The following is a 22,079-nucleotide window of genomic DNA, read 5'->3' as shown; positions in this document are numbered from 1 at the left end:
TCATGTGTCTGGGGATTCCGGGACGGGTACGCGAACTACTGGACGGATACGGAGGTCAACTCGCTCTCGTCGACGTGGAGGGGGCACCACGCAAGGTCAACATCGGAATGCTCGACGAAGGCACCATCACGGCAGGTGACTGGGTGGTGATCCACATGGGCTTTGCAGTCGAGAAGGTCGACGAGCAGGGAGCTCGCCACGCTCGGGCCGGCCTCGAACTGATGGGCCGTGGTGGCCACGACGGTGAGGTAGTCGACTCCGATACTGGTAACGGCGAGGTCGGGACATGAAGATCGCCTGCCGTGTCATCGTTCGAGGCGTAGTCCAGGGGGTGGGCTTCCGGCCGTTCGTCCATGCGACCGCCACCGAACTGGGACTGTCGGGTTCGGTGGGAAATTCTGCTCTCGGTGTCGTGATCGACGTCGAAGGCGACGGAGAGACAATCGATGCATTTGTCGCTCGGGTGCGAAACCGCCCCCCACCGCTGGCACGGGTGGAGTCGGTAGAGCGCGAGGACTCGCGGCCGGTTGGTCGTGAGGGGTTTCGCATAGTCGAGACGGATGCGGGGTCGGTCGGGCGAACCTTGGCGCCGGCGGATGTCGGGATCTGCGACGACTGCCTCCGGGAACTGACTGATCCGAGCGATCGGCGATATCGTCATCCATTCATCACCTGCACCAACTGCGGTCCGCGATTCACGATCATCGAATCGCTGCCCTACGACCGGGCCGCTACGACGATGAAGCGATTCCCGTTGTGCGCGAACTGTGCGGCGGAGTACGTGGATCCCTCCGACCGCCGGTTTCATGCGCAACCGATTGCCTGCCCGCAGTGCGGTCCAACGCTATCGTTCGTGGAAGGGGACGCGCCCGCCGTGACCGGTGAGGGTGCACTGCTACGAGCCCGATCCCTACTGCGAGACGGGAAGATTCTTGCTGTCAAGGGAATCGGAGGATTTCACCTGGCTTGTGATGCCCGCGACGACCGCGCGGTTCACGAGTTGCGTGAACGCAAGCATCGAGCAAGCAAGCCGTTGGCGGTGATGGTGCGCGATGTGCCAGAAGCCGGAGAGTTGGGTGTGGTCGGGGATGCCGAGGCTGATGCCATGTCCTCGCGCGAGCGCCCGATTGTGCTGGTTGCCAAAGCGTCTGGATACGCGCTTTCCCCCTTGATTGCCCCCGGCATTCCGGATATCGGAATCATGCTGGCCTACAACCCGATTCAGCATCTTCTTCTGGGTTTGGCCGGAGAAGAGGCGGGCCCAGCGGTGTTGGTCATGACATCGGCGAACATCGGCGGTGAGCCGATTCTGTACTCCGACAACGATCTCGAACGATTGGGTGACCTGGCCGACGGGGTGTTGACCCACAACCGTCCGATCTTGATGCCGTGTGACGACTCGGTGATGCGAATAGTCGGCAGTGGAAGACAGGTGCTTCGTCGCTCGCGCGGATATGCACCGCTGCCCGTCACGGCGCCGTTCGATCTACCGCCCACCTTGGCGGTCGGGGCCGACCTGAAGAACACCTTTTGTCTTGCCGAGGGTGCGTATGTCTGGCCGAGTCAGCACATCGGAGACATGGGCGATCTCGCTGTTATCGACGGTTTTGCTGCCTCGGAGAGTCACTTCGAATCGATCACGGGAGTAGTGCCGCACCAGATTGCCTGTGACGAACATCCTCGATATCGCTCGTCTTCTTGGGCTCGCAGTCGTAGTGGCGACCGACCGGTGCGCATCGTCGGGCATCACCACGCACATGTGGCTTCCGTGATGGGGGAGAACGGCCGGGACGGGAGCGAACCAGTTCTCGGAATAGCGTTCGACGGCACCGGCTACGGGGCGGACGGCGCAGTGTGGGGAGGGGAACTACTGCTGGCGACGTACAAGGGTTATCGCCGTCTCGCGCATCTGAGATACGTACTGCTGCCCGGGGGCGATGCCGGAGTGGAACGGCCGTACCGAATGGCGCTCGCCCACCTGTGGCATGCCGGGTTGGACTGGGAATCCGACCTCGCGCCCGTGGCAGCCTGTCCGCCCCGAGAGCAGTCGGTCCTACTTCACCAGATGGAAACCGGTTTCGGGTGCGTGGACACCTCCAGCATGGGGCGGTTGTTCGACGCAGTCTCCTCGCTGACCGGGGTCCGACAGAGGGTCGACTACGAAGCGCAGGCTGCCATCGAGTTGGAGGGGGTGTCGAGGGGAGTCGACAGCGCTGGTTCGCGGTACACCTTCGATTGGACGCAGTCGGACGACGATTCGTGGACAGCAGATCCGCGGTCGGTCATTCGGGCTGTTGTCCGCGATCTCCGGGAGAAGTTGCCCGCTGAAGTGATCGGCGCCCGTTTCCACGAATCCGTAGCGCACCTGGTGCTCGAGTGGGCAATTCGTGGCCGGGAACTGGCGGGAGTGGACGAGGTAGTACTCACCGGAGGTGTCTTTCAGAACCCTCTACTGCTCGTTCGGGCGTGTGCTCTGCTCTCAGACGCTGGATTCACGCCGTTGACAGGACTGGAGTTGCCGCCGAACGACGGCGGTCTCGCCTACGGCCAAGTGCTGGTGGGGAGTTCGTCATGAGGTCAGGAGTTGTGTCATGTGCCTAGCCGTACCGGGACGTATCGAGTCCCTGGAGGAACGCGACGGAACGACGATGTCGGTGGTGAACTTCGGTGGCGTCCGAAAAGAAGTGTGCCTCGAGTACATTCCGGGCGCCCAAGTCGGCGAGTACGTCGTGGTGCACGTCGGATTTGCCATCCAGCGACTCGACGAGGAATCCGCTCGCAGCACGCTGGCGGAATTCGAGCACCTCGGCGTACTGGAAGAGGAATTCGGTGACGGGTTCGAAAGGGCTGCCCGGGCCGCGGGGATCGAACCGAAGGAGACGGAATCATGAAATATCTGGACGAGTTCTCCGATCCGGAACTGGCCGGCAAACTGCTGGATCAGATCCGTGCGCTGGCCACACGGCGATGGGCGATCATGGAAGTGTGTGGTGGTCAGACACATTCGATCATCAGACACGGCATCGATCAATTACTTCCCCAACAGATCGAGATGATCCACGGACCCGGATGCCCGGTCTGTGTCACCCCGCTCGAGATCATCGACAAAGCTCTCGAAATCGCGGCAAGACCCGATGTCATTTTCTGCTCCTTCGGGGACATGTTGCGAGTTCCGGGGAGTTCGTCGGATCTGTTCCGCATCAAGAGCGCCGGCGGTGACGTGCGGGTGGTGTACTCACCGTTGGATGCACTGACTATTGCCAAGGAGAATCCGAGCCGGCAAGTGGTGTTCTTCGGGATCGGATTCGAGACCACCGCGCCGGCCAACGCCATGACCGTCTATCAGGCCAATCGCCTGGGTATCGAGAACTTCTCGCTACTCGTTTCGCACGTTCTGGTCCCGCCGGCGATGGCCGCGATCATGGATTCGCCAGAGTGCCGCGTGCAGGCATTTCTGGCGGCCGGGCATGTGTGCAGTGTGATGGGAACGTCGGAGTACCCGGCGCTGGCCGAGAAGTACAAGGTCCCGATCGTCGTCACCGGATTCGAGCCGCTGGATCTGCTGGAGGGCATCCGAAAGACGGTGCTGCAGTTGGAATCGGGTCGATACGAGGTCGAAAATGCCTACGCCCGTGCCGTCACCGCGCAGGGCAACACCGCAGCGAAAGCGATGCTCGAGGATGTGTTCGCCGTGTCGGACCGGACGTGGCGCGGCATCGGATCGATCCCGGACAGCGGTTGGCAGCTGGCACCGAAGTATGCGTATTTTGATGCCGAAGAGCGTTTTTCGGTGACCGATATCCACACTGACGAGTCGAGCGTCTGCCGTTCCGGAGAAGTGTTGCAAGGTTTGATCAAGCCACACGAGTGCAGTGCCTTCGGGAAGGAATGCACTCCGCGGAATCCGCTCGGTGCCACGATGGTGTCGTCCGAGGGGGCGTGCGCCGCGTACTACCTGTACCGGCGCCTGGAACTTCAGGAGGCGGGTCATGCCGGCTGAGGAGACCGCTGTCGTGGACTTGTCGGCGTGGGTCTGCCCACTGCCGCTGCGTGATTCGCCGAACATCGTCATGGGGCACGGTGGTGGAGGAGCGATGTCCGCCGAGCTCATCGAGCACCTGTTCCTGCCCTCGTTCGGAAGCGCTGCCGATGCAGAACTCGGTGACTCGGCCGTATTCGACGTCGGCGGGGTGCGGCTCGCGTTCTCGACCGACTCGTATGTCGTCAAACCCATGGTGTTTCCCGGCGGAACTATCGGCGATCTCGCTGTCAACGGAACGGTGAACGACCTGGCGATGACTGGAGCGCAGCCATTGGTGATGTCGACGGCATTCATCCTGGAAGAAGGGACGGCACTGACCGACATCGCGGGAATCGCGAAGGCGCTCGGTGAGGCCGCGCACGTTGCCGGCGTTCGGCTGGTGACAGGTGATACCAAGGTCGTCGATGCCGGTCACGGCGACGGAGTCTTCATCAACACCGCAGGAATCGGGATTGTCGCAGACGGGGTGGACATCAGCCCCACTCGCGCACAAGTGGGTGACGTCGTGATCGTCAGCGGCGACATCGGCGTTCACGGCGTGGCCGTGATGAGTTGTCGCGAAGGTCTCGAATTCGGGACCGAAGTGCGCAGTGATTGTGCGGCCCTGAACGGCGTGGTGGCCGACATGATTGCCACCGGTGTCGACATCCACGTCCTGCGCGACCCTACGCGGGGCGGAGTCGCCGCGACCCTCAACGAGATCGCTCAGGCGTCGAACATCGGGGTTGCGCTGGTGGAGCGAGATCTGCCGATTCCCGCTGACGTGCGCGACGCCTGTGGGCTACTCGGCTTGGATCCGTTGTACGTCGCAAACGAGGGCAAGTTGATCGCTTTCGTTCCACGCGAAGATGCCGCCCTGGTTCTGGAAGCGATGCACGGCAATCCACTGAGTGTGGGAGCCGCCGTGATCGGGGAGTGCGTGGCCGAACATCGCACAATGGTGGTGGCGCGTACGGCATTGGGAGGCAATCGGGTAGTGGATTTGCCGGCAGGTGAACAACTTCCTCGGATCTGCTGATGACTGCCGTCGGTATGAACGGGCCGGCATTGTTTGCCCGCTACGCGTATCCGCCGAACGAGTTGGGTTACTGCGGACCCGACGATCCTTCAGTGCTGCTTCGTCTGGCCAGCGGCAACTCGGGCAGCGGCGACCGTGATCACGCTCGTCAATTCGACGGTGCGTGGCCGTACCTCGAGGCATTGGCTGTAGGAGCGGGCATCGACGACCCCCTGGATTCGCGAGTGATCGAAGCCTATTGGGTGGGAGGTGATCTCCTCGGCTCTCTCGATTCGGGGAAGTTGTTACAGCACTTGAGGGGGGCATTCGGTGAACGCGAGAACACCGGGTTCCTCCCCGTCCTCGGGGGTCGGGACCGCGCGCTCGCGCACCACAGTTTTCACGTATTTCTGGTGTATCCGTGGGTCAAGCTTCTTCGGAAGCGCGGTGCGGTCCCACTGTCCGTCCTCCAGAACTGCCGGATCAGATGGGGAGTGGTCGAGGATGTCGGCGAGGAGCATGCATTGGTGGTTTCGTCCCCGCTCGAGTTCGACGGTGAGCAACTCGCACGCGGCCGACCGGCAACGCAGAGAGTGCGGTGGAGGGTCGAGGGCAACGCGCTTGCGGCGATGCCCGTCCCCGGCGCTGTGGTGACGATGCACTGGGATTGGGTGTGCGACAGGATAACGGCAGAGCAATCACGTGCATTGGATGCCGCGGAAGACTCGGGATTGCGGATCGCGAACCGAATGCTGTCGACCGATATGTGATCGTCAGTTCCCCTCCAGGACGGAGGCTACGGTGAATTGGGGTAGCGCGGTAACGGACAGCGCACTGTGGTTGGCAGAGGCATATGCGATCACGGTAGTGGTTCTCGTCGTCACCGCGCTGCTGCTTGCTCGGTATACCGTCTGGGGCAACCAGTTTCGGCGAATGGCTTGGCCCTACTTCGATCCCCGGCGCACCGTCATTCCGCTGTCGATTCTCGCGTTACTGCTGCTGCTCACGATATTCGGTGTCCGCGTGACGGTGTTGTTCTCGTACTGGTACAAGGATTTCTACGACGCCATTCAGAACCTTGACGAAACCGCTTTCTGGCACTACCTGCGAGTGTTCGCGATATTGGCCGCAGTCCACGTCGCTAGCTCACTCGTCGTCTACCTGGTAGGCCAAACACTCGATATCAATTGGCGCAGTTGGCTCAATGACACATTGACCGACGATTGGCTCGACGGCCGCGCCTACTATCGCGGAAACTTCCTGGAGAACCCCGTCGACAATCCGGACCAACGTATTCAGGCAGACATCACCGCATTCGCGACGTCGTCCCGCACGTTGTCCATGGGCGCCGTCGCCGCAATGGTGTCGATCGTCAGCTTCACCAAGATCCTGTGGGATCTGTCCGGGCCGTTGACTGTTTTCGGTGCCGAGATTCCGCGAGCGATGATCTTTCTCGTCTACATCTACGTGTTGGTGACCACGGCACTCGCATTCTGGATCGGCCGGCCTTTGATCATGCTGAACTTCTTGAACGAGAAACTCGGCGCCACCTTCCGGTACGCGTTGGTTCGACTACGGGAGTACGGCGAAAGCATCGCCTTCTATCGCGGAGAGAACGTCGAACGACGCACGCTCGGACTACGTTTTGCTGCAGTGATCCGCAATATGTGGGCAATCGTCTTCCGGACGCTCAAGTTCAGTGGCTTCAATCTGGCAGTGGATCAGACAGCGGTGGTGTTTCCGTTTCTGGTCCAGGGATCTCGATTGTTCAGCGGGCAGATCACTTTCGGCGACGTGATGCAAACTGCTCAAGCATTCGGCCAGGTGCACAATTCGTTGTCGTTCTTTCGAGAGTCCTATGCCGATTTTGCAAGTTTCCGGGCCACACTGATCCGTTTGACCGGGCTCGCCGATGCCAATCGTCGTGCCCGCGCACTTCCCGTGCTCGACGCGTTCTCCGCTGGTAGTCATTTGGTTGTTCGGGGACTCGACGTGCGCACGCCGGTTGGTGAGGCGTTGATCTCCGAACTCGACATGTCACTGGGGCCCGGCGATGCACTGCTGGTGAAGGGTCCGTCGGGTAGCGGCAAAACCACGCTGCTCCGCAGCATCGCGCAGTTGTGGCCGTACACAAACGGTTCCGTGACCACCCCGGTCGGAGACGTCCTGTTCCTCTCACAACGGCCATACCTACCATTGGGTTCTCTGCGCGCGGGTTTGGCATATCCGGACCAGTTGCCCTCAGGTCAGCCGAACACCGGGCGCTCGGACTTCGACGACCGCAGGCTCCACGACGCGCTCGCCGAGGTGCATCTCGCACATTTGATCGGTCGGCTCGACGAGCCGGCTGATTGGACTCGAATTCTGTCGCCGGGCGAACAACAACGGTTGGCGTTCGCCCGAGTCCTCCTGATCCGACCGCGAACCGCATTTCTCGACGAGGCGACATCCGGAATCGACGAAGGCCTCGAGTACACGCTCTACGACATCCTTCGCCGTGAACTGCCCGACAGCATCATTGTCAGCGTCGGGCATCGCAGCACTCTCGACGTTTTTCACAATCGACAACTCGAACTGCGCGGTGCAGGACACTGGACTCTCGCTGATCACGAAGGCTGAGAAAACTTTCGACGGTCGGATTCTTGCGACAGGATTCGGCCGGGTTACCCGCCGCGCCGCGATCGATCGAAGACACCGACCGTCACGAGGTCGAAGGGTTGCGGAAGTCGTTTGTGCGCTGGAGCACCCAGGCCGCAATCCTGGTGCGCGAGCCGTACCCCAGTTTGTTCAGTATGTGATCGACGTGGCCGTCGACAGTGCGCTGAGAAATGACCAGCTTGTCCGCGATTGCTCGGTTTGTCAGGCCCTGTGCGACGAGTTCGGCCACCTGCTGCTCCCGCGGAGTCAGCACTTCGTCGGCCGCCGATTTCGGTGATCCACCGGGCGGTTGCCCTCTCAGCGCGCGGGCCGCTGCGTCGTCGAGAGTCAGAGCTCGTCCATGATCGAATGCTGTTTGAAACACCCTGTCTCCGAGCCGGTTACGAGCCTCGGTCACGCTGTTTTCGTGGTACGGGACCATGCTCCTGAAGGTGTCCATCGGGCTGCCCGTGGCGGTGAACAGCGTGTTGGCAGCTCCCATCAGTGTGGCTGCCAGCTTTGCGTCCCGGTCGACAAGCGTCCACGCGATTTCCTCGAGGCACCATGCACATCCGAACTGGTTACCCAGCCCTCGCAGCAATCGGAGAGAATCTTCGAGTAGCTCGATACCGCGAGCGTGGTTGCCATGACGCCATAGGGCGGATCCGTAGTCCGACATCGTCATCGACCGCCACAAGATTTCGCCGCGCGATTCGGTGAGGGCCAACTCCTCCTCGTAAATACTTGCAGCCCGGTCAGTTTCGCCGAGTGCGTCGACCACGAAGGCGAACCAGTAGAGCGCGGGTACCAGACGGGCGATGTCGTCGTTTGCCCGGAATGCCGCGACAGCCTGCTCCAGGTACTCGGCGCCGCGCACGAGATCGCCGTCGGCGACCGCGACGAATCCGAGCGTGTACCGCGCCAGTATGCGACCGTCGTCGTTCCGCTGCATCTCGGCCTGTCGCCGAGCCTCTTCGGCAATGCTTGTCGCCGAAGCGATATCTCGTTGGAGGGCTGCCAGCAGTGCGCCTGTCGCGGCGGCCTCGACTACCGCCTCACCGAGAGTGCCCTCGGTCAGTTCGGGCACCTCGGCCAGGGCGCGACCCAACCAGTAGCGACCTTCGTTGAATCGACCACGTGCAAGCCAGTAATCATGCAAGGCACTTGCGGTACGCAATGTGGCTTCGACCGAGTCGGGTTCGGTCAGACCGAATTCCAACGCGGTGCGCACGTTGGGTAAGTCGCGGTCGATCCGCGTCATCCAGTCGATTTGGTGCGGCCCCGTCCAGTCGACTCCGGCGCGGAAGACGAGTTGCCTGAACCACTCACTGTGCCTGCGCTGCAGCGAGACCCACTCGTCGACTGACACCAGTTCACGCCCGTAGTCGCGAAGAGTCTCGAGTAGGCGGTAGCGGACGTACGAGCCGTTTTGTTCACGGATGAGGATCGACTTGTCGACAAGGGACATCACGAGATCGCCCAAGTCGTCGTTCTGTGCTTCGTCGGCGAGAATTCCTTCGACGGACCCGAGATCGAAGCTACCCGCAAATACGCTCGAGTTCGCCCACAACGACTTCTCCGGCGGCGTACACAGATCGAAGCTCCAGTCGATACTCTGTGCAAGCGTTTGTTGACGCGCTGGAGCGTTCCGGCTGCCCCGCGTCAGCAGTTGGAAGCGGTCGTCGAGTTTTTGCAGGATCTGATCGACCGACATCGCCCTCAGTCGGGCAGCCGCCAACTCGATCGGCAGCGGTAGTCCTTCCAACCGGCGGACGATCTTCTCCACAGCCGCGCTGTTCTCGCTGGTGATGCGGAAGTCCGTCACGGAGGAACGTGCCCGCTGCTCGAACAGCATCATCGCATCACCATCACGGGTGTCGGTTGGCGACGGCGCCTCGGTGGGAAATCGCAGAGGCGGCACCCGTAATACCATCTCGCCGGGAATGTCGAGCGGTTCTCGGCTGGTCGCCAGAAGTGCCAATCGGGCACAGCACCGGAGGAGTTCGGCGGCGGTGTCGGCCACCCAGCCGATGAGGTGTTCGCAATTGTCCAGAACAAGCAGGACCCGTTCGTCGACGAGACGGCCGATCAGTACCGATCGCGGTGACCGCGTAGATCGGTCTTGTACTCCGAGTGCGGCAAGAATCGTCTGATCGAGAAGTGCCGGCTCCCGCAGTTCGCTGAAGTCGACGAACCAGACGCCCCCGGGGAACGCACGAGAGGAATCATCGGCGGCACGGAGCGCTAAGCGGGTTTTGCCGACCCCACCCAGGCCCGTAAGGGTCACGAGCCGGTAGTCCGACAGCAGGCGTCGGACTTCTTTGGCCTCGGACCGGCGACCGACGAAACTGCTCAGTTCGATCGGTAGGTTTCCTCGTTTTGCCGCCATGAGAATCGCGCCGAATTTGTACGTGCTGAGTGGATTGACCCCACACAGTGTACGCGGACTCGCGTGTGTGAAATCTGTCAACGCACCACCGGTGTTTGTCCGTGATTGCCGTTGGGTCGAAGCTTTTCGGTGCATGACGCGGAATAGCGAACACTTTCCACCGACGTAGTTCGCGCCTCATTCGAAAGGGATGAGAGGCGCATTTCATCTTTCTGGCGCACTTACGATTCGGGCATGAAACGTGTGTGGGAAGGTGTGCGGCGCTACGGCAAGACGCTGCACTCGGTCGGGTTGTCGTTCGGTCTGGTGTTTTTCGTCCTCTCGATGAGCCCGTCCCTCTTACCGCGCGCGTGGTACCTGCAGGGCGTGGCAACCGGTATTTCCGTCGCCACCGGGTACGGCATCGGTGTGAGCGTGGCGTGGATGATCCGCAAATGCGGAGTCGAACCGAGATGGTCGGACCGGACCAAGCGGATCGGTTGGGCCGTACTCGCCGTACTGGCAGTGATATTGGTGCCTCTGTTTCTGATCTTGGGTTCGTGGTGGCAGCAGATCGTCCGTGATCTGGTCGAGGCGCCTCGCGTGAACCGGGCGAACTATCTTCTGGTGCTGCTGATTTCGCTGGTGGTGTGGTTGACCTTGTTGGAGGTGGGTCGTGGTCTGCGGTATCTCACCAGAGGGCTCGCTGCCGTTGCTCTGCGGTTTGTTCCCAAGGAAGCAGCGAAAGTCGCGAGCTTGGTCGTCGTCTTCGCGTTGGCGATCTTCGTCGTCAACGGTGCCCTCTACAACGGGCTCATCGCTTTTGCGAACTGGAGTTTCTCCGGCGCGGACAACGACACGCCCGATGGTATCGACCAGCCTCTGATCGCCGAACGCAGTGGTTCACCCATGTCTGCCGAGGCATGGGATTCGCTGGGCAAGGAGGGTCGCACTTTCATGGGTAGCGGGCCGTCTGCGGTGCAGATTTCCGCGCTGACCGGCCGGGACGCGAAGCAACCCATCCGCGTGTACGCCGGCCGTGAGTCGTCGGATTCCGTCGACGGTGTCGCGCAGCGGGTCGTCAACGAACTCGAGCGCACCGGCGGCTTCGACCGTGCCGTCCTGGCAGTAGTGACCACCACCGGCCGCGGCTGGGTGAACGACGACGTGGCGTCCGCTTTCGAATACGTCCAGGGCGGCGACACCGCCATCGCGGCGATGCAGTACTCGTTCCTTCCCAGCCCTTTGGCATTCATCGCCGATCGCGAAACCCCGATGGCCGCAGGCCGGGCGCTGTTCAACTCTGTCTATGCGAAGTGGATCGATCTGCCGCTCGACAAGCGCCCCAAGCTTGTCGTTTTCGGCGAGAGCCTCGGATCGTACGGGGGACAGGCCGCGTTCGCGGGAGCACAGGACATGGCGACGCGGGTGGATGGGGCGTTGTGGTCGGGGACTCCGAACTTCACCGCTCAATGGCAGGAGATCACCAGCAGTCGTGACTCCGGCTCACGGGAAGCCGTGCCGGTGATCGACGACGGGCAGTCGATTCGTTTCGCTGCCTATCCGGAGGATCTCGAACTGGATGCGCCGTGGAACGACTCACGCGTCATGTACTGGCAGCACGCCAGCGACCCAATTGTCTGGTGGTCTTTCGACCTGCTTCTGAACAAGCCGGACTGGCTTGCCGAGCCTCTCGGCCGTGATGTCGATCCGGGAATGACGTGGATACCGTTCGTGACATTCTGGCAGGTGACACTCGACATGGTCTTCTCGGCGGACGTTCCGCCAGGTCACGGGCACAACTACGGTGCCGAGGCGGCGGACATGTGGGCGCGGATCCTGCACCCCGACAACTGGTCTCAGTCGGACACCGACGCGATTCGCGGCGCTCTGACGAACGACTTTCAACCCACCAAGTAGTAGTGCGGAGTGCGGACCTCGTGACGGTCTCTCGTCGTTGGACCGGGAGTACTCGCTCTAGATCGTTCTATCACTGTTTGTCAGCTATCTAACAAGGAGCGCGATGCATTCATCAAGAACACTCGTAGCTGCGGTGGCGCTGAGCGCGATCACTGTATTTGCCGGGGCTGGGTCCGCGGTTGCCGCGCCGGCGGTCGGATCTGTCGATTTCGGCTCGTCGAGCGGATCCGGATCAGGAACCGGTTCGGCTAGCGGATCCGAATCTGGTTCTGTCGATTTCGGATCCGGCGGACCGGACGTCGAGCATCCGGTGTCGACCTGCTTCTGGTCCGTGCCGATCAATCCCGAGCGCGCGGACCCACAGCTCAACTACGCCTTTCCTGACACTGCGGCGATTTACTGGGCTGCGCAGTTCACAATCCCCGAGAACGCCGAGTTGGTTATCCGAGGGCAGTATGCGCATGCGCGCTATCAGTCGTTGAACTCGTACAACGCAGCAACCGCGATGCCGACCGCCGTCCTCAATGACATTTCGACAGCTCCCGACGCAGGTTCGCGCAACACCTATCTTCCCGGTGCCGATCGATCGAACGAAAGTGCCAGGTCGTACACGGCTTCCGTCCTCAACGAGGCCTCGCCTGTTGAGCCGAAACCCAACACCTTGTATGCCGGTGTGCCAGGTCAGGACCGGATAAGCCTGCTTTATCGCATCTACCTGCCGGACAACGGGCGTGATCTCACCGGCGGCGTTGGACTGCCGGAGCCAGAGCTGCACCTTTCCGGTGGTCAGGTGTTGCGCGGGCAGGATCTGTGTTCAGCGGTCGGTGCGGACAACGGAATCTTGAAGCCGGCTTCGCTGTCGCTGGACACGTACAAGGCATTGCGTGACCAACCGGGCAAGCCTGCGACATTCCCTTCCGAGCAGACACCAGTCTGGCGGGCGTACTACAGCGCCGAGTTCACGCTCGGCTGTACCTATCTCGGCAAATGCGATGGCACACCCCAGCGGGTGGGCGGGCAGTACTCCAACATCGACAACAGCTACGTCACCGCCGAAGTCAACCGTGGGTTCGGCGAAGTTCTAGTACTTCGGGGAGAGTTGCCGAGGACTCCGAAGACGACAGGCGGCGCAAAGAATCTCGACAGCGCAGTCGACATGCGGTTCTGGTCGATGTGCAGCAATGAATCGCTGGCAACGACGAAGGTAGCGACGTGTCTGTTCGACGAGCAGATGGCCACTGATGCGGATGGTCGCTACACGATTGTCGCGTCGCTCCCTGAAGACCGACCCGCAAACGCTACGAAGGAATGTGGGGTGTCATGGCTTTCGCTCTCGCCGGCCGGTGACGGCGCAGGGCATCCCGACGATTCCCTCTTGATCATGCGGAACATGCTGCCGGCCAAGGACTTCAGCCACGCTGCACACGACACCAAGACGCCCGGTGACGAGAAGGCAGTGATGGGAGAGTATTTGCCGGACGGGCAATATACGTCCAAGCTCGCGTTCGAGGGCAGTGGCTGCGCGAAGTAACCCGTCCCTACGCGTGAGGTCACTACTCGAGATTGTGTCTGGTGATCCTCCTCGATGATGTCGGCTGCGCTCTGCTGCGAGCGCAGCCGACACACCGTTGGCCAAGTCTTTTCGCGATCTTCGGTGGGGAATCGAGGCCTGCGGTTCAGGCACTCATCCCTTTCGAATGAGGCATGAACTACGCAGGCGCTCGCAGTGTCAGCATTATCGCGCAGCGGTATCGGCTGTGCTCTGTTGTCCGTCGTGGCGGACAGGGGCGGCTTTTCTCGCCTACTGCCTATCCTGCTTGCCGCAATCAGAAATGAGTTTTGACATGGGTTCCGTTGTCGGAGAACTTCTCCCATTGGCCGTCGGTGTCGCCGTGTCGCCGGTGGCCGTCATCGCCACTATCTTGATGTTGCTCTCCAAGCGAGCGGGTAGCACCAGCGCCGGGTTCGCGGTGGGCTGGTTACTCGGAATCTTCATCGCTACAGTTCTTTTCGTCATCTTGTCCAGTGCCGTCAGCACGTCAGACGACGGACCGTCCGCCACGGTTTCGTGGATCAAACTAGCTCTCGGTGTCCTCCTGTTGGCCGTCGGGGTCAAGCAGTGGCGGGGGCGCAGCGGCGAGCACGAAACACCGAAGTGGATGCAAGCCGTCGACGAGATGACCGCGGTCAAGGGATTGGGCCTTGGATTCGCGCTCGCCGCGATCAACCCGAAGAACCTGCTCATGTGCATCGCGGCCGGAGTGTCGATCGGCTCGGCGTCGTTGGCGACCAGCGGAGCGATCACCTCGATTCTCGTATTCACGGTCATCGCCAGTTCAACTGTCGCGATCCCGGTCATCGGATACCTGGTGGCTGCTGATCGCCTGCGAAAGCCATTGGCCAATCTCAAAGTCTGGCTCGAGGACAACAACACCACGGTGATGAGTGTGTTGATCTTGGTCGTCGGAGTTGTTCTGATCGGCAAGGGAATTGGCGGAATCTTCTGATACCCGCTCTTTCGCGTGGTGTGAACGCGCGATTCCCGGATGATCGTTCGATCAGGCGCGCTTGACCGCGTAGTCGCCGTCGGCGTGACCGATCAGTTGCCATCCGCCCTCGATCGGGGACAGTCGGACGTCGGAGAGATTCGTGGTCTCGAGCTGTGGCCGGTCGGTGCCGGGGTACCAGGCCTCGACCCGTCCGGTGCCGCTCCCGTCAAACCCGTCACGCGATACCTCCGTCAGCGAGCCGGGCGCTGCCCGCGGATACGCTCGCGAGAGTGGCGCGGCGAATCCCTCTACGAGCCCGAGTGATTCACCGGACGGGCAGTCGATGCGATTCAGATTTCCCTGCGGCTGGTGGGTATTGCCGTCGCGAACCGGGTGGGGGTCACCGCACGCTTGTGTCCACGACCACCACGCACCGCCCATCCGGTACCTGTCGGTGGCATCGACGAAGCGGTCGACGTCTGCTCTCTGCTCGTCGGCGTCGCCGAACCAACCCCATTCACCCGTCCACAACGGTGCGTCGTACCAGGCGGCAGCGAGGTCGGCGATCTTGAATCCGTCTTCGATTCCGGGAAATTCGCTACTGACCGTTATCGATTCGCTGTAGAGATGGGGCGAGAAGACCACCAGGGGATCGGTCAGGTAATGGCGTGGAGGCAGCGCGTCGAGGCCGAAAGCCGACCAGATCGCGCTGGGCTCGAAGAACACGAGGTGTGGAAATCCTCCTGCTTCGGCCTGTCTGATGGCGTCGGTGGCCCGCTTGTAGAACTGCCCGATCTGATCAGCTGCCGTGAATGGATCGCGCAGGCCGGGGTTCGGTTCGTTCAACAGGTCGTATCCGGCTACAGCTGGTTCGTCTTTGAACTCGGCAGCCAACCGCGCCCACGTCGCGACGAGGCGACTCTGGATTCCTTGCTCGTCGTCGTAGAACGCCTGGAAGGCATGGGCGATCGCGGGTGCGGCTTCCCTGAGCCCACCGATGTTGCAGGTTGTCCATCCGCCGGTCAGGGTTGCCCACTCGGGTGCGCCGTCCCAGCCGACTCCCGGCCGCATGAATGACGGGCACGACTGGTCGCTCGGAGTGCCGACGTACGGGCCCCATGCATCCTGATGCATGTCGAGAACGGTGTAGATGCCGTGGTCTTTTGCATCCTCGACCGCTACTCGAACGCGGTCGACGTACGCAGTGTCGAATGCACCGCGGGTCGGTTCCAGGAGGGACCACGCGACGTTGAGCCGGACGACGTTGAAGCCCAGCGCTGCCATCTGCGCGAAGTCCGTTCTTCCCAGCGGCGTAACGGTGGGTAGACCGGTGCCGTTGGTTGCGTAGTCATTGAGACCGTTGGCGTTCACGCCGCGGAGCAACACCGTTCGTCCGTCGACGTCCTTGATCGTTCGATCTGCGACGGTCAGTTGGGGGAGAGTCCAGCCCGGATCCGGTGGTGCAGCGTTCGCCGCCGGAGTTGCAATCTGGAGGACCAGGATTGCGAGGGTGGCAAGCAACAGCGCACGCATCCATCGACCTTTCTAGACAAACGTCCAATTCCGAGTCGAGGCTAGCGTGAGAAGACCTCTTTCCGGCGCGGTTTGCTCATACCTGTCACGGCCCCGCGTTGCCGAGAACACGTCGGACACGTGCTCCTGCTGGAGGTGTCATCATTGTCGACAAGTCTCGACCCGAGGGAGCCCTGGTGAAGCTTGCATTGACTGATCTGATCGAACAAATGCCTCGTGACGATTTGGCGAGTACGCGAGCGTTCTATGCGTCGCGGCCTGCCGGTGTCGGTCCGAGTTCCCTGCAAGAACTGCTTGTGGTGCGAGCATCCAGGGTGGTTGATCCCACGGCGAGCCGGGCTGTTGAACACACACTCGACATCGAGGGCCGATCCGTTTCGGTGCGCGTAGTCACTCCGAAAGACGGCGATGTCAACGGGGTCTATCTGTATCTTCCGGGTGGGGGTTTCTACATGAGTTCAGCGGCCAGCGCTGACGCCCGAAGCATGAGACTTGCCGACGAGGTCGGGGTGGTAGTGGTTACCGTCGATTACCGGCTTGCACCGGAATTCCCTTGGCCGGCAGCGCCGGACGATTGTGAGGCGGTCGCCTTGTGGCTGCTTGATGTCGCTGCCGAACGGTTCGGGACGACCAGGCTCGCCATCGGTGGCATGTCGGCGGGAGCAACCTTGGTGACGACGACGTTGCTGCGCCTTCGTGATCGAGGTCTGGCCAAGGCATTTTCGGGTGCGGTGCTGGAAGCGGGCACGTACGACGTCAGTGCCCAGACTCCCGCGGGCCGCACCATCAGCGACGAATACTTCATCGAAGCCTACGTCGGCCATGTCGATGATCGCACTCTTCCGGATATTTCTCCGACATTCGGCGACCTCAGCGGCCTGCCGCCGACCCTCGTTGTCGTTGGATCAGAAGACGTGGTCCTGGCAGAGAACCTTGCCATGGTGGCGCGACTGTCGGCGGCCGGAAACGACGTCGACTTGCGTCTCTATCCTGATGTCCCGCATGGATTTACAAACCATCCAACGCCTGTTGCCCGCCGCGCTGCGTCGGATATGGGTGCCTGGCTTGGGCAATGTCTCGACGGCGAGTCGGAGTGACAAGCACGGGCGCGGTTCAGCGTGCCGAGGACACGCGGCGCGTGTTCGGTGTCAGATGGTGGTCGAGCGTTCGGCGATGAAACAGTTCGAGGCTCACGATAGATTTCATCAGGCCGTCGAGGGTTCGCGCATCCCATCCGGTCAGATGCTGCCAGCGGTCGAGTCGATACGTGACAGAGTTCGCATGCAGGTGGATGTCACGGGCGGCAGCGCTGACGGAGAACCCGCTTCGGGCGAAGGCGCGGACGGCATCCATCAGATGTGAGTGCTCTTCGGCCACGGACGCCCCAGCCTGTAGAAGCGGCAGCAGCTCGTCCTGGTGGGTGGCAAGAGTGGCGATGAGCCATTCGTCGGCAAAACTGACCGTCGTGCCCGGCGCTGTCGCCAACTGCAATGTGCGCTCGGCGTCTTTGATGCTTTGAGCTGCGCCGACGAGCCCGACCCGGGGCATCCCGATACCTAGTGAAGTTCGTGGATGATCTCGCATGATTGCGTGGATGACTTCGGTTGGTTCGCCCTGACACATCACGATTACTCGGGAGCCATGTCGACTGCAATGCGCGACAGCATGCACGGAATCCAGGGTTCGTTGCAGGTTTTCCACTTGTGCTTCTGACCATTCCTCCTCGACGGCCGACAGTGCTTGGAACGATTTCTGTGTATCGAATCCGAGGGTTTGTGCCAGCTCTCGGGCGTTGCTCAGTTCCATATCCGTTGCACTGTGCAGTGTTTCGAAGAATCGGTATCGAACGCCGGCGCGGATGGCCTGCTCGCTGCGCGTTGCCTCGGAGTGTCCGACTGCGACTGCGCTCGTCGCGGCGTGAACGAGGTCCCAGAGTTTGCCGCCTGCTTGCAGCAGCTCGTGTGTTGGTTTCGTGGACCGCTGGACCATCGTGTCCCAGAGCTCACGAGATGCAATGTGATAGGTCTCGATGACATCGGAGAGGGGGAGCCCTTGCATCGCGCGACGGCGCCCGAGTTCGCGGTTTCGGTCGGTGTCTTCTGTGGTGATCGTTTCGTTCTCGGCGACGGCACACAGCATTGCGGACAACTGTTTGCGGATGTAGTTGCCTTGCTCGGCCACTGGTACCGCGGAGTAGGCCGGGAGTTCGCTGCGAATCTGTTGTACCGCGCGCTCGGTGAGCGCTTCGAGCTCGTCGGAAACCTCGCGACACAACCGTCGGATCGTGTCTTCTTCTTCGACGTCGGTTACGTCCACGGGGTTACTCCTTTGTGCGTGCTTGGTCTTGCGTCCCGTGAATTTCACGAACGAGCGTCGTGGATTCCGGGGTTCACCCATGGTCCCGCCATAGTGACGGGAGGCACACTCAACGCTAGACCGGACGACGATTCGACGGCAAAACGCCCCTCGCCTCATCTGCTCCGGATCGATCAACGGCTAAGGAGCCACAATCATGTCCAACGAGGCGAAGAGTGCCTTGCTCGCAATCGGAGTTCCGTTCGTCGGGGTGCTGGGCGGGATAGTTGCGCTCTCCGGATCCGAACTGACTGTTCTCGGATTTCCCATTTTGTTCGCGTGGCTTTTCCTGTGGATGCCGCTGACCTCGTTGTGTCTCCACATGGCATGGAAGTTCTTTGACCGCAAGGACTTCGAGGAAGCGGAACGAAACGAACTGGCTCAGGCCAAGACCGAGATCGGGGATCCGACATGATCGCTGCAACATTTACGCTCGTGCTACTCCTCGCGCTCGGCGCCGGAGTGCTTTCACGCCGTGGAAGCAAAAAAGAGATCTCCGACTACCTCGTGGGCGGGCGATCTTTCGGTCCCGTGCTGGTTTTCATCCTGGGAGCAGGTGAGGCCTACAGCATCGGTACGCTCATTGGATTCCCCGGCGGTGTGTACGCCCACGGGGCAAGCTACGGCGTCTGGTTCATCGGATACATCTTGCTTGCCTATCCGATCGGATACTTCTTTGCGCCCTACCTCTGGCGGGGAGGTAAGCGGTACAACGCGATGACGCTGCCCGATGTGGCCGGGCGGCACTTTCGGTCGCGCGGGTTGGAACTGACAATCGCGATTGCCTCGGTAGTCTTCCTCATTCCCTGGGGGCAGTTGCAGCTTGCCGGCCTCCAGGTCGCGCTGAGCGGACTTGGCATCACCATCAACCCGACGGTGGCAGTTTTCGTCGGCGCTGCGCTTGCTCTGCTCTTCCTCCTGCTTTCGGGTGTACGTGCACCGGCGTTCGTGTCTTACGTCAAGGACGCAGCTCTGCTGCTGGGAGCGATCCTGATCGGACTGGCCGCCACGGCCAAATCCGGCGGTATCACGAAGCTCTTTGCCGATGCGGCATCCCATGGGGCCGGGCAGGCCTCGCAATCCACCGTCACCGGTTCGTCGCTGACCTTCGTGCTCACCACAATTGTGTTCCAGTCACTCGGCTTTTTCGTCTTCCCCTTCATCGTGCAGGCCGTGCTATCGGCGAAGTCCGAGGCAACCCTCAAGCGAGTCGCCCGATTCAACCCGCTGTACATGCTCATGTATCCCTTCCTCGTCGCTGCTGCCTTCGGAGCAATTTCATTGCTGCCCAACAAGCTCGAGGGCGCAGAGTCCAACGAGGTCCTCCTGCAACTGTCCCGCCTCGTGCTCCCGGACTGGCTGACCGGAGTGGTGGCGGGTGGTGCGGCACTGTGCGCGATCGTTGTTCTGTGTGGCTCGGCGCTGGGAATCGGCTCGATCGTCTCGCGAAACATCGTTCCTGGAATACCCGAATCACGTCAGAGAGTGTGGGTGCGCGGGGTCATAGTCGCCTACCTCGGCCTCTCGCTGATCCTCACCCTCGCCGCACCCCAATTGCTGCTGACGCTGGTGAATACCGCGTATTACGGGGTGACCCAGGCCGTGGTGGTGTTCGCGACGATGATCTTCGGGTGGAAGCTGCGACCGGCAGCGCTCGCGATGGGCGTGGTGCTCGGCGACGTGCTGGTGCTCTGGCTGTACCTCGACACACACGGCACGGTATCGATGTGGTTGGCGGACAAAGGCATGAACATCGGTGCCGCAGCCCTTGTTCTGAACGTGTTGTTCGTGTCCGCCACCCGGGTGATGTGGCCTCCTGTCGAAGCGGTTTCGGGCCTCCGTGCAGAAAATCGATCGGCACCAGTGCCTTGCCCCGCAGTCCCGACCGCGAAGGCGGATATCCGATGACTCGGACACTACTCACCGCAGATGCAATCCTCACCCAAGACGCAGCGTCACCCCAGGTTGAGGCGCTCGTCCTCGATGGAGGCCTGGTTGTCGCCACCGGAAGTCGAAAGGACATGGGGGAGTACACCGGACCGGAAACTCGTCGGCTCGATCTCGCCGGCGCTACTGTGATCCCGGGGCTGATCGAGTCGCACATTCACCCGACCTACTCCGGCTTGACTGACGGATGGGCTGATTGCCGGACGCCACCGTGCGCCTCGATCACGGATATCCAAGGGGCTCTGCGGAACTCAACTCCCACTCACGGCTGGATACGTGGATGGGGGTACGACGACACACAACTTCGAGAAGGTCGCCATCTCACACGCGATGACCTCGACGCAGTCTGCACCGACCGCCCGATCATCGTTCTGCACATCTCGGGGCACTTTGCGGTGGCAAACACTGTTGCGCTTGCAACTGCAGGCATCGACGAATCGACGGTGGATCCCGGGGACTCGCAGTTTCCGCGTGGGGCGGACGGGAGGCTCACAGGGATGGCCTGGGAAATCGACGCCGTGGCACGGTTGAGTGGCGCGATACCAGACCTGACACAGGCAGAGGTGCAGACCGCGTTGCTGCGTAGCTTGACACTGGCGCGTTCGCGAGGAATCACGACCGTCCACGATCTAGGGGTCGGCCTGTCGGCGGGCATGCAGGAGTTGGCCGCCTATCGTGCCCTGGACACCATGGGCGAGATGCCCGTGCACACGGTTGGCTTCCTTCGGGGTGATCTCGCGATCGCAGAACTGGAGGAAAGGAACATCGCTTTCACGGCTGCACCGGCCCCAGGGTCACGCTTCCGCCTGGCCGGCGCCAAATTCTGGGCGGATGGGTCCATTCAAGGATTGTCTGCAGCCTTGCGAACTCCGTATACCTGCAGCCCGAACCATCACGGTGATCTGCTCTATCCGCAGGAGCAACTCGACGACATGGTTCTCCAGGTGCACCGCGAGGGAGGTCAGGTCGCGGTGCACGCCAACGGCGATGCGGCTGTAGCCGCCGCCATCGCGGCGCTGCGCAGTGCGCACCGCAGTGACGGACGTCGAGCGCGGCACCGTATCGAGCACTGCCAGGTGAGTGGGCCTGCGGATCTCGAGGCGATACGTGATGCCGAGATCGGGGTGAGCTTTTTCGTCAACCATGTTTTTCATTGGGGCGATCGTCACCGTGACCGTTTCCTCGGTCCTGAGAGAGCCGGCAACCTGGACCCGCTGGCGTGCGCCGATGACATCGGCTTGAAATTCGGGCTGCACTCGGATTGCCCGATAACGCCGATGGATCCCCTCCAGACGATTAGGACTGCTGTGAATCGGCTGACCATGGGCGGTGCCGTGCTTGGCGCCCACCAACGGATCGGAGTGCAGCGTGCAGTGCAGGCCATGACTGTGGACAGTGCGTACTTGGTCCATGACGAAGGACGGGTGGGGATCTTGGCGCCGGGTCGTCGTGCGGACCTTGTCGCGCTCGACGGCACTCTTGCTGCTCTCGCAGACGCTTCGTCCGACATTCCTCAGCCTGCACTGGTCATGGTCGACGGCCGGTAGCGCATGAGATTGATTTCGTCCCAACGGATACCAGCTCGAGGTGGAGATTCGTGCAGTTGCTCGACAGTGAAGTTGTTCGGCGCTGTGCAGTTACGGCTGCCGCCGCGGCCGCGGTCTGTCGTTCGATCGGGCCCGGCGTGGTCGATGGCGACGCAGTGACGGGCAAGAGTTTCTTCCTGCAGGATGGCGGCTGGCCGGGCACCTGAACACATGTCCGGTTTCTGGAGCAAAGTCGGGACGAGGA

Annotated in this window: 18 protein-coding genes; 15 read left to right on the top strand and 3 right to left on the bottom strand. The window is 61.7% G+C overall.

The window, feature by feature from the left end; all coding sequences use genetic code 11:
* Positions 1-2 precede the first annotated feature (2 nt).
* Genes P3G66_RS05610 through P3G66_RS05580 form a run of 7 tightly spaced genes read left to right on the top strand, consistent with a single transcriptional unit; the run spans position 3 to position 7,658 of the window.
* Entirely contained in the window at positions 3-290 is a 288-nt protein-coding gene (locus P3G66_RS05610) for a HypC/HybG/HupF family hydrogenase formation chaperone (RefSeq protein ID WP_073512267.1), read from the top strand.
* Entirely contained in the window at positions 287-2,575 is a 2,289-nt protein-coding gene (hypF, locus tag P3G66_RS05605) for a carbamoyltransferase HypF (protein WP_073512266.1), read from the top strand. Before P3G66_RS05610 ends, hypF begins: the two co-directional genes overlap by 4 nt.
* 16 nt (positions 2,576-2,591) lie before the next feature.
* Complete coding sequence (locus P3G66_RS05600; protein ID WP_003942168.1) at positions 2,592-2,891, top strand: HypC/HybG/HupF family hydrogenase formation chaperone; 300 nt, start codon at positions 2,592-2,594, stop codon at positions 2,889-2,891.
* Positions 2,888-4,000, top strand: a complete 1,113-nt coding sequence (gene hypD, locus P3G66_RS05595) for a hydrogenase formation protein HypD (RefSeq protein WP_276116303.1) — start codon at positions 2,888-2,890, stop codon at positions 3,998-4,000. Before P3G66_RS05600 ends, hypD begins: the two co-directional genes overlap by 4 nt.
* Positions 3,990-5,060 carry a hydrogenase expression/formation protein HypE gene (gene hypE / locus P3G66_RS05590; protein ID WP_058038669.1) on the top strand — a complete coding sequence of 357 codons (1,071 nt, stop codon included), beginning with the start codon at positions 3,990-3,992 and terminating at the stop codon, positions 5,058-5,060. The genes hypD and hypE overlap by 11 nt, the downstream gene beginning before the upstream one ends.
* On the top strand, positions 5,060-5,809 hold the full coding sequence (locus P3G66_RS05585) for a DUF6390 family protein (protein ID WP_276116302.1): 750 nt from the start codon (positions 5,060-5,062) through the stop codon (positions 5,807-5,809). The genes hypE and P3G66_RS05585 overlap by 1 nt, the downstream gene beginning before the upstream one ends.
* A 31-nt stretch (positions 5,810-5,840) precedes the next feature.
* The gene (locus P3G66_RS05580) at positions 5,841-7,658 is read left to right on the top strand and encodes an ABC transporter ATP-binding protein/permease (RefSeq protein WP_276116301.1); all 1,818 of its coding nucleotides are present in this window, start codon (positions 5,841-5,843) and stop codon (positions 7,656-7,658) included.
* Between the two features lie 82 nt (positions 7,659-7,740).
* On the opposite strand, the gene P3G66_RS05575 is transcribed toward P3G66_RS05580, so the two are convergent.
* Positions 7,741-10,065: a LuxR C-terminal-related transcriptional regulator gene (locus P3G66_RS05575; RefSeq protein ID WP_051720813.1), complete on the bottom strand. Its 2,325-nt coding sequence runs from the start codon at positions 10,063-10,065 to the stop codon at positions 7,741-7,743.
* Between the two features lie 234 nt (positions 10,066-10,299).
* Between P3G66_RS05575 and P3G66_RS05570 the strand changes: the two genes are divergently transcribed.
* The 3 genes from P3G66_RS05570 (at position 10,300) to P3G66_RS05560 (ending at position 14,471) form a co-directional block, all read left to right on the top strand.
* Positions 10,300-11,964 carry an alpha/beta-hydrolase family protein gene (locus P3G66_RS05570; RefSeq protein ID WP_047271397.1) on the top strand — a complete coding sequence of 555 codons (1,665 nt, stop codon included), beginning with the start codon at positions 10,300-10,302 and terminating at the stop codon, positions 11,962-11,964.
* 103 nt (positions 11,965-12,067) lie between these two features.
* Complete coding sequence (locus P3G66_RS05565; protein ID WP_047271399.1) at positions 12,068-13,495, top strand: hypothetical protein; 1,428 nt, start codon at positions 12,068-12,070, stop codon at positions 13,493-13,495.
* A gap of 313 nt (positions 13,496-13,808) precedes the next feature.
* Positions 13,809-14,471, top strand: coding sequence for a GAP family protein (locus P3G66_RS05560; protein WP_042922581.1), 663 nt, complete (start codon positions 13,809-13,811; stop codon positions 14,469-14,471).
* Between the two features lie 51 nt (positions 14,472-14,522).
* On the opposite strand, the gene P3G66_RS05555 is transcribed toward P3G66_RS05560, so the two are convergent.
* The gene (locus P3G66_RS05555) at positions 14,523-15,986 is read right to left on the bottom strand and encodes a cellulase family glycosylhydrolase (protein ID WP_064444503.1); all 1,464 of its coding nucleotides are present in this window, start codon (positions 15,984-15,986) and stop codon (positions 14,523-14,525) included.
* Between the two features lie 176 nt (positions 15,987-16,162).
* On the opposite strand from P3G66_RS05555, the gene P3G66_RS05550 reads away from it, so the two are divergent.
* On the top strand, positions 16,163-17,083 hold the full coding sequence (locus P3G66_RS05550) for an alpha/beta hydrolase (protein WP_042922586.1): 921 nt from the start codon (positions 16,163-16,165) through the stop codon (positions 17,081-17,083).
* Positions 17,084-17,099: 16 nt separating this feature from the next.
* On the opposite strand, the gene P3G66_RS05545 is transcribed toward P3G66_RS05550, so the two are convergent.
* A complete protein-coding gene (locus tag P3G66_RS05545; protein WP_042922652.1) occupies positions 17,100-18,302 on the bottom strand; it encodes a helix-turn-helix domain-containing protein in 1,203 nt (400 codons plus the stop codon).
* Between the two features lie 196 nt (positions 18,303-18,498).
* Between P3G66_RS05545 and P3G66_RS05540 the strand changes: the two genes are divergently transcribed.
* The 4 genes from P3G66_RS05540 to P3G66_RS05525 are packed head-to-tail and all read left to right on the top strand — an operon-like array spanning position 18,499 to position 22,041.
* Positions 18,499-18,756, top strand: coding sequence for a DUF3311 domain-containing protein (locus P3G66_RS05540; RefSeq protein WP_003942271.1), 258 nt, complete (start codon positions 18,499-18,501; stop codon positions 18,754-18,756).
* Entirely contained in the window at positions 18,753-20,249 is a 1,497-nt protein-coding gene (locus P3G66_RS05535) for a sodium:solute symporter (RefSeq protein ID WP_276116300.1), read from the top strand. Before P3G66_RS05540 ends, P3G66_RS05535 begins: the two co-directional genes overlap by 4 nt.
* Positions 20,246-21,835: an amidohydrolase gene (locus P3G66_RS05530; RefSeq protein WP_065455803.1), complete on the top strand. Its 1,590-nt coding sequence runs from the start codon at positions 20,246-20,248 to the stop codon at positions 21,833-21,835. The genes P3G66_RS05535 and P3G66_RS05530 overlap by 4 nt, the downstream gene beginning before the upstream one ends.
* 50 nt (positions 21,836-21,885) lie before the next feature.
* Positions 21,886-22,041 (top strand): hypothetical protein, encoded by a 156-nt coding sequence (locus P3G66_RS05525; protein ID WP_155419219.1) that lies wholly within the window; start codon positions 21,886-21,888, stop codon positions 22,039-22,041.
* Positions 22,042-22,079 lie beyond the last annotated feature (38 nt).

Origin of the sequence: Rhodococcus sp. C3V (genome assembly GCF_029269915.1) — a bacterium.
GTDB lineage: Bacteria > Actinomycetota > Actinomycetes > Mycobacteriales > Mycobacteriaceae > Rhodococcus_F > Rhodococcus_F qingshengii.
Note: the sequence above shows the minus strand (reverse complement) of the source record. Positions and strands in the feature narration are given on the sequence as shown.

Excerpts from the sequence above, each read along its gene's own strand:
- P3G66_RS05610 (WP_073512267.1), top strand. The coding sequence starts at position 3 with ATGTGTCTGGGGATTCCGGGACGGGTACGCGAACTACTGGACGGATAC.
- hypF (WP_073512266.1), top strand. The coding sequence starts at position 287 with ATGAAGATCGCCTGCCGTGTCATCGTTCGAGGCGTAGTCCAGGGGGTG.
- P3G66_RS05600 (WP_003942168.1), top strand. The coding sequence starts at position 2,592 with ATGTGCCTAGCCGTACCGGGACGTATCGAGTCCCTGGAGGAACGCGAC.
- hypD (WP_276116303.1), top strand. The coding sequence starts at position 2,888 with ATGAAATATCTGGACGAGTTCTCCGATCCGGAACTGGCCGGCAAACTG.
- hypE (WP_058038669.1), top strand. The coding sequence starts at position 3,990 with ATGCCGGCTGAGGAGACCGCTGTCGTGGACTTGTCGGCGTGGGTCTGC.
- P3G66_RS05585 (WP_276116302.1), top strand. The coding sequence starts at position 5,060 with ATGACTGCCGTCGGTATGAACGGGCCGGCATTGTTTGCCCGCTACGCG.
- P3G66_RS05575 (WP_051720813.1), bottom strand. The coding sequence starts at position 10,065 with ATGGCGGCAAAACGAGGAAACCTACCGATCGAACTGAGCAGTTTCGTC.
- P3G66_RS05570 (WP_047271397.1), top strand. The coding sequence starts at position 10,300 with ATGAAACGTGTGTGGGAAGGTGTGCGGCGCTACGGCAAGACGCTGCAC.
- P3G66_RS05565 (WP_047271399.1), top strand. The coding sequence starts at position 12,068 with ATGCATTCATCAAGAACACTCGTAGCTGCGGTGGCGCTGAGCGCGATC.
- P3G66_RS05560 (WP_042922581.1), top strand. The coding sequence starts at position 13,809 with ATGGGTTCCGTTGTCGGAGAACTTCTCCCATTGGCCGTCGGTGTCGCC.
- P3G66_RS05555 (WP_064444503.1), bottom strand. The coding sequence starts at position 15,986 with ATGCGTGCGCTGTTGCTTGCCACCCTCGCAATCCTGGTCCTCCAGATT.
- P3G66_RS05540 (WP_003942271.1), top strand. The coding sequence starts at position 18,499 with ATGTCCAACGAGGCGAAGAGTGCCTTGCTCGCAATCGGAGTTCCGTTC.
- P3G66_RS05535 (WP_276116300.1), top strand. The coding sequence starts at position 18,753 with ATGATCGCTGCAACATTTACGCTCGTGCTACTCCTCGCGCTCGGCGCC.
- P3G66_RS05530 (WP_065455803.1), top strand. The coding sequence starts at position 20,246 with ATGACTCGGACACTACTCACCGCAGATGCAATCCTCACCCAAGACGCA.